Origin of the sequence: Pedobacter nutrimenti (genome assembly GCF_032678445.1) — a bacterium.
GTDB classification, from domain to species: domain Bacteria; phylum Bacteroidota; class Bacteroidia; order Sphingobacteriales; family Sphingobacteriaceae; genus Pedobacter; species Pedobacter nutrimenti_A.
The window spans coordinates 426,756-440,545 of sequence record NZ_JAVTSQ010000004.1 but is presented as its reverse complement, the minus strand read 5'-3'; the positions used below and the strand labels follow the sequence as shown (position 1 = coordinate 440,545).

General features: G+C 39.5%; 9 protein-coding genes. All 9 read right to left on the bottom strand.

Features of this window, described 5'->3' with window-relative positions; genetic code table 11:
• Positions 1-3: 3 nt before the first annotated feature.
• Positions 4-1,092, bottom strand: a complete 1,089-nt coding sequence (locus tag R2S08_RS09350) for a TlpA disulfide reductase family protein (protein ID WP_316834917.1) — start codon at positions 1,090-1,092, stop codon at positions 4-6.
• Between the two features lie 88 nt (positions 1,093-1,180).
• On the bottom strand, positions 1,181-2,590 hold the full coding sequence (locus R2S08_RS09345) for a RagB/SusD family nutrient uptake outer membrane protein (RefSeq protein ID WP_316834916.1): 1,410 nt from the start codon (positions 2,588-2,590) through the stop codon (positions 1,181-1,183).
• A 14-nt stretch (positions 2,591-2,604) separates the two neighbouring features.
• On the bottom strand, positions 2,605-5,943 hold the full coding sequence (locus R2S08_RS09340; RefSeq protein ID WP_316834915.1) for a SusC/RagA family TonB-linked outer membrane protein: 3,339 nt from the start codon (positions 5,941-5,943) through the stop codon (positions 2,605-2,607).
• 304 nt (positions 5,944-6,247) lie between these two features.
• The gene (locus R2S08_RS09335) at positions 6,248-7,432 is read right to left on the bottom strand and encodes a FecR family protein (RefSeq protein WP_316834914.1); all 1,185 of its coding nucleotides are present in this window, start codon (positions 7,430-7,432) and stop codon (positions 6,248-6,250) included.
• A gap of 105 nt (positions 7,433-7,537) precedes the next feature.
• Positions 7,538-8,137 (bottom strand): RNA polymerase sigma-70 factor, encoded by a 600-nt coding sequence (locus tag R2S08_RS09330; protein ID WP_316834913.1) that lies wholly within the window; start codon positions 8,135-8,137, stop codon positions 7,538-7,540.
• Between the two features lie 229 nt (positions 8,138-8,366).
• Complete coding sequence (locus R2S08_RS09325) at positions 8,367-9,776, bottom strand: pitrilysin family protein (RefSeq protein ID WP_316834912.1); 1,410 nt, start codon at positions 9,774-9,776, stop codon at positions 8,367-8,369.
• A 2-nt stretch (positions 9,777-9,778) separates the two neighbouring features.
• Positions 9,779-11,092, bottom strand: a complete 1,314-nt coding sequence (locus R2S08_RS09320) for a pitrilysin family protein (protein ID WP_316834911.1) — start codon at positions 11,090-11,092, stop codon at positions 9,779-9,781.
• 25 nt (positions 11,093-11,117) lie between these two features.
• Positions 11,118-12,434, bottom strand: coding sequence for a MutS-related protein (locus tag R2S08_RS09315; protein WP_316834910.1), 1,317 nt, complete (start codon positions 12,432-12,434; stop codon positions 11,118-11,120).
• The gene (locus R2S08_RS09310; RefSeq protein WP_316834909.1) at positions 12,422-13,789 is read right to left on the bottom strand and encodes a MutS-related protein; all 1,368 of its coding nucleotides are present in this window, start codon (positions 13,787-13,789) and stop codon (positions 12,422-12,424) included. The genes R2S08_RS09315 and R2S08_RS09310 overlap by 13 nt, the downstream gene beginning before the upstream one ends.
• Position 13,790: the final 1 nt, after the last annotated feature.

Here is a 13,790-nt window from a genome sequence, read left to right as displayed (position 1 = left end):
TAATCAATTCAATAATTGTTTCAGTTTGTTTTCAAGCAATGCACCTCTAAGATCCCTTGCAACAATTTTCCCGGAAGGATCAATAAGCAGGTTACTTGGGATTGCCTGTATCCCAAAACTGGTAGATATAGCATTTTTCCAACCTTTTAGATCTGACAATTGTGTCCATGGCATCTTATCATCACGAATCGCCTTTTTCCAATTGGTAACTTTATCATCCAGTGAAATACCCACAACTGTAAATCCTTTGTCTTTATAGGCATTGTAAACTTTCAGTATATTGGGATTTTCCGCACGGCAAGGGCCACACCAGCTGGCCCAAAAATCTACCAATACATATTTTCCTCTAAAACTGTTGATATGTATCGGTTTCCCACTGGTGTCGGGCTGTACAAAGTCTGTCATTTGAGTGCCTAACATGCTTTTTTTCAGTACTTCTAGTTTACTGGCAAGTTTCTTACCAGCAGCAGTCTGTTTGGCCGATTCATCGAGCAGGCTGTACAACGCTTTAACCTCTTTGTAATCAGTACCACCTCCAGTACGTCTGGTGATTAGATAGATAGAGTAATAGCTTTTAGCATGCGCTACTATAAACTGTTTGGTCAAGCCCTCCTTTTGCTGTTCCAATTCGCTGAGTTTTTTGTCCAATACCACCTTCTCTTCTGCAATTGCTTGTTTATAGCCAGACCGCAGCGAATTTTCCAGTTCTGTTATTGATTTGGTATAATCACTAAACGCCACAGCGTCTTTCTGCATTTGCGAACCACTAATCTGATAAGTTTGCATGGAATCTTTAACACCAGTAAAACTAATACGGCCTGGCTGCGCAAAAAAGGAGTAGCCACTATGACCAATGGTAATAGAAATGATCTGCGGATCAAATGATTCTGCCCTCCAGATAAATTTATCATTGGATGCTTTTAAACTATCGGTTTTGAATATTCCGTCTTTGTTATATCCAATTTTAACAGTTGCCCCGGACAACCCCCTCAACTGGCCAGAAAGCTCTATGTTGTTTTGCGCACATGTGGTAATACTTAATACAGAAAGTAAAATGAGCAGCATGTTGCTTAATAAATTCTTTTTTTTCATCTGTTTATTTCTTGATTTTATTTTTGATGAAGCCCTCACGATCTTATAATCATTCCATTGTATGATGATAAGACCGTGAGGGCTTCAATTAATATCCTGGATTTTGCGTAAGCAAGTTGTTTAATTGAAGTTGTACCTGTGGCAACGGATATAAAGCAGCATTAGCACTAAAGCCCGTCTTTTCTGCACCGAGTACTGCTGCAGCAGTTCCGGTTCTCTTCAAATCATACCAGCGGTTGCCCCATTCGCAAAAAAGTTCTGTTTGCCTTTCTTTCATAACAGCGGCTAATACTGCCGTTTGGGATGTTGGATTTGCAGTACTGGCCAATAAGCCGGCCCGGGTTCGTATGCTGTTTACATCTGTTAAAGCCTGACTGAGGTTATTTAAATGTGCGGCAGCTTCGGCACGGATCAGGTACATCTCTGCTAACCTCAATATCATTTGATCTTCGGTTGGCGTAACGCTTGATAAGCGGTTTTTATACTTATAAGGGTAATATTGCGTTTGGTTTACTCCGTTAACAACCCGAACTTTTGAAGCTGTCCAATTTGCCAGACGTTGATCTCCGGTTTCAAACGCATTTAATAAAAATGATGTGATTAAATAATTAGGGAAAGCACTACCGGATGTGGGCACAAAAGATACTGCATCTGCTACTCCGGCACCAAATGGTTGGGCACCTGGAATTTGCCATATTGCCTCGGAACTTCCAGTTAAAAACACCTTACCAAGTCCGGTTTGTACCAGACTGCAACCACTCAAGCGGATAACCGAGTCAGCGCCATTATAGGCACTTTGCCAGTTCCCCTGGTATAAATTAACTTTTGCCTGCAATGCTATTGCCGTATACAAATTTGGCCTCGCCCGGCCTGCTGAAGGATAGGTTGCAGTTAATTTTTTGCGAGCATCTGCCAAATCGCTCATAATTTGGCGATATACAGCAGCAACAGAACTTCTAGGTAAACGGGTGGTTGTATTATAGTCTGTTACCGTTACAAGTGGTACATCGCCATATAAATTAACCAGATTAAAGTAATACAGTGAACGCATAACCTCCATTTCGCCACTAATTTGCCTTTGGAAACTTGCCGATAAGCGGTTATTATTAGTAACACCTTCCAGCACCGTATTTACCTGGTAAATACTTTGATAAGCAGATGACCATAATGAAATTATCCCGGTGTTTAACGGGGTTAATGAGTAGTTATAAAACTGCTGATTGTCGTTCGTATTAATATAAATCAATTCATCAGACGAAAGGCCTGGCAAATAGGTTAAACGCGCATCGCTGTAGGCAAAAGCGCTTCCGGAATTGTAATAAGTATACACGCCTGCAACAGCCGACAATGTAGTTAGACTATCGGCAAATTGTTCTTCCCGGGTAATCGATGACGGCGGGTTAGGGATCTCGATTAATTTTTTACAGGATGCAAATGACCCGGCAATCAATAATACGACAATCACTATTAAATAGCTGTTAGAAGTTATCTTTTTCATAATCATATCCTTGCTTAAAATTTAAGATTTAGACCAAACGCGAGCACACGCTGTACAGGAAAGGCAGTAAATGAACCAGGTTGCTCGGGATCACCCACCTTATAGTTCGTAAAGGTCAGTAGGTTTTGCCCGTTTATAAAAACACTCGCTCCTTTTATGTGCATCTTGTTAATAAGTGTTTTAGACAATTCGTAAGAAAACGACACGGTCTTTACACGCAGGTAAGTATCATCACTATAAGCCCCGTTTGATTGCGAAAATTTCAATGCCGTACTTACAGCTGATGCACCTGCGCTAGCAATAAATGGAGTGCTGTAACTGCTGGCCAGCCGCTGCAATTGAGTAACATCGCCAGGTGCCTTCCAATAATTATTAAGCACTGCCAAAGGTTGGTTAAATGAGAAACCAAGTTGATTACTGCCATATATCTGATACATATAATTAGGCGCGTTCTGGCTGGCAAACTGACAGAAAACATAAAGACTGAATTGCTTATAGGTAAAAGTATTTCCAAAGCCACCCATATATTTAATTTGCCTGTCTGCGATAGCGACCTGATCTCCACCCGCTGAGGCCAATCCAAAAGCAGGATTAGAGGTAACAGTTCCGTCTTTTTTATAGAATTCAAAAAGACCGGTGCTTGGGTTTACTCCTTTGTACAGATAGCCATATACCATAGAAGTTGGCTGCCCTATTGCGTACTGAGTACTGTAAGAAGAAGATTCCAGGTTAGGATACGACAGTAATTTATTGCGGTTAAACGACAGGTTGAAATTTGTTCGCCATGAAAAATTTTTGGTTCTAACGTTAGTTGATGATATAGAAAATTCAAATCCTTGATTTTGAACAGTTGCATCTAAATTACCAAGTACCGAGGAAATACCGGCTTGTATAGGTAATGGATAATTAACCAACTGGTTACTTTCCCGGTTTCTGTAGTAAGTAGAATTAAATAAAAGACGGTTATTAAAAAAGCCAAGGTCTAACGATATGTTAAGTGATTTTTTTGTTGCCCAGCTATAATTTGGGTTATACAGGTTTGAAGAATAACTTGGCCCAATACCCTGAAAAGCAGGAACAGATGGAAAAGGCTTAAATAAAGATTGATATTGGTAAGCCATGATACCATCCGATCCAGAAGTTCCGTAACTGCCGGAAATTTTACCATAACTTAATACATGAAGTGATTTTTTGATCAGGTCCTGTTCCGAGAATATCCATCCTGCGCCAGCAGAGCCAAAATTACCAAACTGGTTTGCAGGGCCAAAGCGGCTGGAACCATCACGTCTGCCTGTTAAATTGATGATAAACTCGTGATCGTAGATATAGTTTAACCGGGCAAAAGCTGCAACATATTTATCAATGCTAATATCGTCACCGGCAGTTACCGCGACACCATTAATTGACCCTAGAAAGTTATCGTTCGAATATCCGGTTCCGGTTGTGTAGGTTGAAGTGGTTGGCGTTTTTCTGTAAGTTGCGCCGATTAGGGCACTAAGCTCACCTTTACCAATTGTTTTGCTGTAATTAATTTGTGGTTCGATATTGATGGCCTGCGCGTTGTTGGTAGAAAAGTTGGCTGTCCTGACAATGTTCGCTGGGTTTTGTGAGATACCTGGGACTTGAGAGTTTTCATTCGTTGTATTACGGTTATAGCCCATATTAGCTACAATAGTTAAACCTTTAAGCAATTTATAGGAAATATGAAATGAGGTATTAAAATTATAATTTTGCAAATAAGTAGGCTGAAGCAGAGAGGCATAAAACTGGTAAGTGGTTAAATCTACTCCCTTATAACTCCAGTTCAAACTACCTGAAGGACTCAACAAGTCTGGTAAATTAGGCGAAAAAATCACATCCTGAGCACCGTCATAGCCCGCTGAATGATTTTGCTCATATCCAAAATCATTGATCAGGTCGATGGTCAACCGGGAATTACTGGAGATGTGATGCAGATTGCTGTGGAGGGAGAACCGCTGGTCAGCAAAATCGCCTGGGTAATTATAGCTCGACTTATTGTAACCAGCGGAGATCAGAAAGGTATTATTTACAGCTCCTCCAGACACGGTGGCATGAATATCGGTATTTGTTGGGTTTTTACCATAGATGACCTTTTCCCAATCGGTATATTTATTCTGATCATAGATGGTCAGATCGGGGGCATAAGAAGAAAAATTATTCGGATTGTTGCTTGGTGTTAAGCCGTCGGAAGCAAAAGCATCTCTCCTCAACTGCAAATACTGCGCCGTGTTTAGCAATTGAACTGGACGACCAACCGAATTAACGCTTGTGTTTACGTTTAGGCTGAAAGAGGTAGGACCAGTTTTTCCTTTTTTAGTGGTAATAAGAATAACACCATTAGCACCCTTTGATCCATAAATAGAGGTTGCGTCGGCATCTTTAAGAATACTGATACTTTCTATATCTGCGGGATTGATATTATTAAATGGGCTGATACCTACGGAGCTTGGGCTGAGATTTGCGGATCCGCCTTGAGCAGCCAAAAGTGAAGCAAATTGGCTCACATTATTGTTTTGGGTAGCAAACGGAACGCCATCAACTATAAATAAGGGCTGATCATAAGGTTTTTTAGGGTTTAAAGTAGAGTTTAAGGTATTTTGCCCTCTGATCTGAACCAGTACTTGTGAGCCAGGAATACCACTGGTTGAAGTTACGGCTAACCCGGGAGCCTGTCCTTGCAAGGCCAATAAAGGATTGGTTACAGGTTGTTTTTCAATATTTTCGGCGGTAACTGTATTTACAGAAGCAACACTAAAACGCTTGGATTGTGCACCGTATGCGATAACTTGAATTTCATTTAGTGGATTATCACTTAATTTAAGTTTAATAAACCCTAAACTTGACTTAGCTTTTACCTCTTTGTCAGCGTACCCAATAAATGAAATGATTAAAGTGGCTTTCTCATCAACGCCATTTAATGTAAACGAACCATCCTGACCAGTTTTAGTTATTATTTTACTATCCTTTACTTTAATAGTAGCTCCAATAAGAGGTCTTCCGTTTTCATCGGTTACGAGGCCAGACACCTTAATATCATCTAGGTACAGTTTTATTTTTTCGATAAAAGAGGCCATAGATTTCTTTTTTATAGCTACTTTTTTCCCTTCAATTTCATAGCTGAGATCAAGCCCGCTAAAAGTGCTGCGCAATGCTTCTTCAATGCTTACATTGTGAATGCTTATATCTATTTTTTGATCATCAGATATAATCTTTCCATCATAGAAGAAATCGAATCCGCTTTGCTTCCTGATTTCCTTCAAAACAGATTTTAGCGGTATATTCTTTTGCTCTATTGTGATTCGCTGTGCAAAGGTTGCAGCTGTAACTTGCATGAGAGACGCTATTAAAATCACGGTGGTTAGTCGCATAATTAGCAGCATTTTATGGTATAGCCTATTAGGCATACCAAGTTTCTTAGTATAATTTTTATACATTTGTTTGATTTGGTTAATGCAGAATGCCTCTACTTTCCACGGACAAGGCAACTGCTGTTTCTAGTTGATAATTTTATTGGCTTGAGCCAAATATGACCAGGTCTTACTTTAAGATCTGGTTATTTTTTTGTTTTTTAATCCATAAGTCCTTTCTGTAATTTGATGATTTGCCTGAGTTCATTCATCTGTTCAATTGATATAATCATTTGTAAACGTATACTTTCCGCCCTTCGACTTTAAAGTGGACTAAGCCTGAGGATTCAATTAATTTTAAAATTGAAGATAGATTGCTTCCCCGCGAAACCCAACCTCCTGTTTCCATATCATCTGTAATGGAGGCATCATAGATGATCTCAACATCATACCACCTCGCAATTTTTCTCATCGCTACCTTAAAATTAACCTTATCTAGATTGAAGTCACCATTCTTCCAATCCACTACAGTTTGTACATCGACATGATTTACAGCCATCGAGTTGCCTTTATTAATTGCCTGTTCTCCTGGTTTGAGAATCTTCTGAAATCTTCCTGATGTTATCTTAACTGAACCTTCCATTAAAGTTGTTTCAATTCCTGGTTCATCATTGTAGCTGTTTACATTAAAATGGGTACCCAGAACCTCTATTTCCTGTTTATTGGTTTGTACAACGAAAGGATGGGCTTTATCCTTGAAAATCTCGAAATAAGCTTCTCCCTGGAGTTGTACTTTTCGAATTCCGTGCTGATTTAAAGAAGTGCTATAGGTCAAACTTGAGGCTGCGTTCATCCAGACTTTAGATTTGTCTGGTAAAGTTAAAATGTAGGTTTCACCATTCGCGGTGGTCAAAGTATTGATTTTGTCAGATGTTCCGGAGTGTCCTTTCATTTCATAGACAACCTGTCCATCAGCAGTTTTAAGGATACTGGTTCCTGCCTCATTTGCTAGTTCCCCCTTCCGTGCATCTCCAAGGCTAATCTTTTTACCATTGGCTAAAGTCAATGTAGCGCCGACTTTACCTGGAGCAATGTCACTTACATAGGCATGATTAACTGATTCTTTGTTTTTGGTTCCTTTATAATAAAATAATCCGGCACCAACGACGATTGCTGCAATAGCGGCCGCTAAGAAATAACGAGGCCACAATGGAATTCTTTTTACAGCTTGGACATTTTGAGAAATCTCTGGAATTCCGCTCCTCACTTTTTCCCAGCCTAAATTCTCGTCAAATGTCCTGAATTTTGCAAGCTTGGACTGTAGTTTGTTTTCTTGACTTAATTCTTCAAAAAGATTCTGGTTGGCTTGATCTGCGGCAAGCCAGGTCTCTAACCTTTGCATGGAATTAATATCGATCTCTCCCTTCTGGTAGAGGCTGATTAAAGTTGCAATATCAAATTCTTTGTCAAACATATTTCTATTTGTTAGCGCCAATTATAAACTTGGTCAATTATTATTAACCCACATATAACATAGAAACAACAAATCGGGAAAACGCCCTAGTGAAATCTGATATTTTTATTTTTTATTTAAAAAAATGAACATTGCCAGCATTAGGGCGTCAGAAACCTTCTTTTTTAGAAATGAATTGTGCAATATTTCAATAGCACGTGACTTATAATTACGGACTGTTTTAACAGAAATGCCCATGATTTCTGCTATTTCATCAGTCTTTTTACCTTCAAAGTAGATCATCGAAAAGACTTTACTACATTGCTCTGGCAGTTGCTCCACCTCTTGATTCAATACATTTAAAAACTCTGACTCTACGACTTGGTTCAAAACCACATCATCAATATCACTAAGGTGCCTAACGTATTCTTCTTGTCTGATGGTTCTACGTTCCAATTGTTTTAAGAAATTTAGGCTTGCATTTCGGCATGTTATGAATAAAAATGCTTTGATATTTTCATTCTTTTCAAAGCTATCTTTTCGGTCCCAGAGTTTTATAAATGAAATGGCTGCTATGTCCTCAGCTTCGGCATCATCCTGGATCATCTTACTCACAAAATAGCATAAGGAGCGGTAGTGTAACCTAAAAAAGTAAGCTAAGGCCTTTTCATTGCCCTTTCTGAATTCATCAATCCAGTAATGCTCGTCTTTGGTTAGTTTTTCCATTTACAGTTTTGCCTATGAAGGCGCAATATCTGCATTTATATCGAAATTGTAAATTCCTGCACAAATGATCATGATGGAATTTGTAATACCGAACGCCCTCCTATGTAATGTATTGTTTAATATTAACATGCAGGAAATCCATCACTGCATGTCTTTTTTCAACTATTATCGAAAAATAATACCGCGCACAAAGTACTAAAGCGCTGGTAAGCTCTTCTTGTTTATTTTATCATTCAATTGGTGCCGCAAAGCGGTTGAAGTGTTTAACCTGATATCCCGACTTTATTAATCCAGGTAAAAAATCATCTGTTTTACCAACAATAACGATCCTTGCATTGTCGTAGGAAAAATACTTCTTGCTAACACGCAAAACGTCATCTGCCGTAACCGCATTCAATTTCTGAAGATAAGTACGGTAAAAATCTTTGGGCAGGTTATTAATCAAAATATTGCTGGCAAAGCCTGCTGCACGCGAAGGATTTTCTAAACCCAAAGCAAAAGAACCATTATACAGGTTTTTTGCACTCTGTAAGAGTTCAGGACTAACTTTTTCCATACGCATTACATTAATCTCCCTTAAAAATTCAACCACTGCGCTGTCCACTTTCTCATTCCTTACCGATGCTGATGCAGAAAAGGTGGATTGCCATCTTCCAGAACCTGTATGGGAATAAGCACCATAGGTAAAACCGTGTTTTTCCCGCAGGTTTCTAAAAAGTTTGGCATCGGCACCACCACCCAAGATTTCATTAGCGAGCAATACGGCATGAAAATCTGGGCTACTTAGTGGCAGATCTATCAGATTAGTTACCGTAATCTCCGACTGAACTGCGTTAGGTATATTTACAACATTTACCTCCGTTTTAACCGGGTTATTGACTTTAGTTAAAACAGGTAAAATCAAGGCATTACCTTTCCAGTCTCCAAATGCTCTAGTTGCCAGGGCAATTGCGTCTTCCGGTTCAATATCTCCAACAAAGGTCAGATAGCCTCTTGAAGGTGTTACATAGTTTTTATAGGCAGCTTTGACATCCTCAAGTGTAATGGAATTGATGCTTTGTTCCGTTTCAAATTGCCCCTTAGGATGGTTGAGTCCAAATGAAAGCGCATTAACCACACGTTCTGATGTGGCAGATGAACTTCGTTCACTAGATTTCAGATTAGTAAGGGCCTGCGATTTTAGCTTTTCAAAGGAAGTTTCCGGAAAAGATGGATTTCTCAGGGCTTCAGCCATCAATAAAAATGCATCCTTAAAATAACGGCTCAGGGCCGAAGCCTGTCCGCCACCAGAAGTCAAACTAACCTCTGCACCCATCTGGTCAACGGCTTCATCAAACTGAACTTTCGTTTTTGTTGTCGTTCCTTCATTGAGCATCCCACTCAATAATCCAAGAACCCCCACTTTTGATCCTTCAGAAATTGGCCCCGCATCAATACTATAACTTGCGGAAACCTTCGGTAATCTATGGGTGTGTACCACCAGAACAGTAATGCCGTTGGGTAATTTATAGATTACGGGGTCTTCAAATTTGATGATAGGTGCAGGTCCTGGTTTGGGCCTCTGGCTTCTGTCTAATTTTTGCGCTGCTGCACCCTGTGCAAATAAAGCCGCAATAAAAAATGTAAATATCTTCTTCATGTCTATTTAGTTGGTAAGTAATAAAGTACAACACGCTGGTTCTTGTTGAGGTATTTTTTAGCTACATCTCTGATCTCCTCACGGGTGATCGACTTAATATGGGTAAGCTGTTCGTTCAAATCATTGGTGTTTTTATTTTGAAATGTATAGCCATTTGCAAGGTTTTCAGCTACATTGATCATTTTTGTATTGTTACTTACAAAGCCATTTTCAAATTGATTTTGCAACTTTATGAATTCCGATTCACTGATCAGATCAGTTTGAAGGCGAACAACCTCGGCATCGATGTCGGTCAAAAGATCATTTAACGATGTATTGTTGTTGGGTAAAGCATAGGTTATATATGCGCCATAGTCTTCCAGTGTGTAATTATATGCAGCAACTTCTATAGCTGTTTTCTTGTCATCTACCATTTTCATTTTCAGCCTGGAACTGCCTCCTCCAGATAAAATGGAACTGACCATTTCCAACACCTTGTTGTCCCGGCTTTTCATTCCTGGAACACGGTAGGCTGCACATATGGCTGGAATTTGAATATTCGCATCGTAAACTGTATCTACGATTTGTTTTGTCATCGGTTTTAATTCGAATATGCTCTTCACCACCGGAGTACCTTTTGGTATTTCGTTAAAATATTTAGCCACAAGAACTTTAGTTTTTTCTATGTCCAGATCCCCGGCAATTGTTAAAACCGCATTATCAGGCACATAATATTTTTTAAAAAAAGCAAGAAATTCATCCAGTTTTGCGGCATCCAGATGTGCCATAGAGCCTATCGGCTGCCAGCTGTAAGGGTGCCCTTCAAATAAATGTGTAAATATTTTTTCATCAAACTTACCGTAAGGTTTATTGTCGTTACGCATACGTTTTTCTTCTTTAACTACTTCATTCTGGACCTTAATACCTGCATTATCGATTTTGGGATGCAGCATACGTTCGCTTTCCAGCCATAATCCAAGCTCTAATTGATTTGATGGAAAAATATCAAAGTAAAATGTTCTGTCCTGAGAAGTATTGGCGTTGTACTCTCCGCCATTACTGCTTACAATCTTCATAAATTCACCCCGCTGTATGTTTTCACTTCCTTCAAACAAGAGGTGTTCAAAAAAATGGGCAAATCCGGTTCTGGAAGGATTTTCATCTTTAGAACCCACATGGTACATGACAGAAACGGCCACTACGGGAGCGGTTTTGTCTTGGTGAAGAATAACATGCAGACCATTGTCCAGGTTATATTCGGTAAACTTTACCTGCTGTGCGTTGCTTACCAGAAATATTCCGGAAAGCAGTATTGTCATTAAAAATTTATATCTCATTTTGTTTTTAAAATTGGTTAATAGACTATCCTAGTATTTCCAGGATTTTCTCATTCTCAATAATGATCATTCCCTGCCTGTCTGTAGTAATCCCTTCGGTTAAGTGATAGGTATATTGAGGCTTTGAGTTAACCATAATGGTTGGCATATATCGAAAAATAACGGAAGGGGTATTTAACAGTGCTTCACCCACCTCGATAATATGTGTGGAGATGACGAAGGCACAGGTTTTATAACCGGCAAGGCGTTCAGTAACAGCTAATGTTGCGTCATAAGCATCTTTGACATTCGTTCCTTTAAAAAGTTCGTCAAAAAGCACAAACAATCGTTTTCCATCACTAACTTCCTTCGCAACAGATTTCACACGCATTACCTCTGCATAAAAATGGCTCCACCCTGCATTTATATCATCCGGTACATTGATGGAGGTAAAGATACCTTCCATCACCTGAAAGGTCATGCGGTCAGCCGCTATTGGAAAGCCCATATGGGCAAGGTAAAAGGACACGCCTAAAGTTTTCATCCAGGTTGATTTACCAGCCATATTGGCACCGGTAAGAAAAACCAGATTCTTTTCCCGGGACAGTGAAAAGCTGTTACCAATAGCATCGCTCAAGGTGGGGTGCTTTAAATTTTCTGCTTCCATAAGAATATCTGAATCTTCTTTGCTTGCCTTAGCATAAGACAGTTTTCTTTCTGTGGCAACAGATGCAACTGAGATGAGAACATCAAATTCATAAAGGATATGAAATAACTGCTCTACCTGGTTTCTAAATTTATTCAGAAACAAGTCCTGAAATTGAGCTGTTTCTTGCAGAGAGTACGGCCGATCGAGTTCAAAATGCTGGATTGGGACATTTTTAATGACCTCAGATAACCTGCTCTGTAAAGACTTACATGAATTATCTTTTTCTTCCAGCTTTTCCAAATTCCCTAAAAGGATATTTGCTGACCTGAATACCTGTAGCATGGCTTTTGTTTGTTGCTGGTGTACTTGAAAACTATCAGAATGATACAATATCTCCTGAATTTTCAATCTGTAACAGCCTAAAAGGCTTGCAATAAATCCTGAGGGTCTTGCACCTGTAAGATATTGTAAGGCGTCTTCTAAAGGTTCGTTATCCATTTCAAACCCAATACCTATTTTTTGCAGGTAACGAATAGATGCAGATCTGCTGTTGATGCCCACAACATCCGTAAGCGGTGTACGGAACATTTCTTCCAGCAGCAACTCTCCCCCTTTTGTTTTTACGCGATTAAAAAAGTTGAACAGAGAGCCTGATTTATATTTTCCCAGCAAATTCAAATCTGCCAGGGTTTGCTTATCGGTTATAAATTGCATAGTTCTTTCTGTTTTTTTAATCCGTTATCCAGCATTTGCAGGATACCTTCATTATTAATAATGATCATTCCCTGTCTGTCGTCTGTGATTCCTGTTTTAAGTACCCTTGTATATTTGGGATGATTCCCTTCCATGATGGTAGGCAAATACAGGTATTGAATGCTCAGGTTTTCTTTTAACAGGACTTCACCAGCTTCCATAATATGAGTTGAAATAATGAACTGGCTTTCCTTCTTGCGGCAAAAAGCCCGTGTCAATTCAATGGTACCATCATAGGCATCTTTCACATTGGTTCCACGAAACAATTCGTCAAAAACCACAAACAGCCTTTTGCCGCTTTGCAAAGTTTTGGCTATTTCTTTTACGCGCAGTACCTCTGCATAAAAATGGCTTGCCCCTGCACTAAGACTATCTGCCAGATTAATGTTGGTAAAAATGCCATCCCTTACTGCAAATTCCATATTTTCTGCAGGAACCGGAAAACCCATATGGCCTAAGTACAGTGAAAGGCCTATAGATTTCATAAGGGTGGATTTTCCGGCCATATTCGCTCCTGTAAGGAATATCAGATTACCCTCACGATCCATATCGAGGTTATTTGCAATGGGCTGCTCCAATGCAGGGTGAAATACTTGATGAAGATGTAGAAAGTTTTCTCGATCGGCTAATGCTTTGGCGAAACAGAATTTTCTGTTTCGCGCTACCTGGCCAACCGCTATGTACACATCCAGGTCATATAAGAGTTCGAGTAACTGTAACACAAATTCCCGATGATCAAAGCGTAACCGTTTATCGAACTCCGCCAACCTGATCGTATCTAGTTTACGATCATCTTTATTCATCGCTTCTCTTAACCCATTAAACGAATCATGATATACAATCTGCTCTAACCGACGAAATTGCTCATAATATGGTGATTCTGCAGCAATACTGTCCTCCTGCTGCAGAAAAATGTTTAGCTGATAGAATACCCGCAGGCAGGCTTGAACGCCATCTTCGATAAGTTGGCGTTCAGCATCAATTGACACCATGTTCCTGATTTTCTCTCCAAAACTTTCACTTTCGGGTTTAATTTGGGTACGGACATCATCATTCTCCAAATAAAATGCAATGATGCCTATGGTTATAGGATCAACAGGATAAACAAACTCTTTTTGGCTGAAGAACTGGTACAATGCTGCATGCCTGTTTATGGAAGACGCATCAGCCCAGGGATTTTTGAAAATCATTTCCAAACGATGCGCCCCGCCCTGAGTTTTTGTTTTATTAAAAATGGTATAGATAGACGTTTTACCTGGTTTATCAAAGATGGATAAATCAGCGATTGTCTGCTCATCGGTTAATAAATATTTCATT

Excerpts from the sequence above, each read along its gene's own strand:
- R2S08_RS09330 (WP_316834913.1), bottom strand. The coding sequence starts at position 8,137 with ATGGAAAAACTAACCAAAGACGAGCATTACTGGATTGATGAATTCAGA.
- R2S08_RS09345 (WP_316834916.1), bottom strand. The coding sequence starts at position 2,590 with ATGAAAAAGATAACTTCTAACAGCTATTTAATAGTGATTGTCGTATTA.
- R2S08_RS09315 (WP_316834910.1), bottom strand. The coding sequence starts at position 12,434 with ATGCAATTTATAACCGATAAGCAAACCCTGGCAGATTTGAATTTGCTG.
- R2S08_RS09325 (WP_316834912.1), bottom strand. The coding sequence starts at position 9,776 with ATGAAGAAGATATTTACATTTTTTATTGCGGCTTTATTTGCACAGGGT.
- R2S08_RS09310 (WP_316834909.1), bottom strand. The coding sequence starts at position 13,789 with ATGAAATATTTATTAACCGATGAGCAGACAATCGCTGATTTATCCATC.
- R2S08_RS09340 (WP_316834915.1), bottom strand. The coding sequence starts at position 5,943 with ATGCAAGTTACAGCTGCAACCTTTGCACAGCGAATCACAATAGAGCAA.
- R2S08_RS09350 (WP_316834917.1), bottom strand. The coding sequence starts at position 1,092 with ATGAAAAAAAAGAATTTATTAAGCAACATGCTGCTCATTTTACTTTCT.
- R2S08_RS09335 (WP_316834914.1), bottom strand. The coding sequence starts at position 7,432 with ATGTTTGACAAAGAATTTGATATTGCAACTTTAATCAGCCTCTACCAG.
- R2S08_RS09320 (WP_316834911.1), bottom strand. The coding sequence starts at position 11,092 with ATGAGATATAAATTTTTAATGACAATACTGCTTTCCGGAATATTTCTG.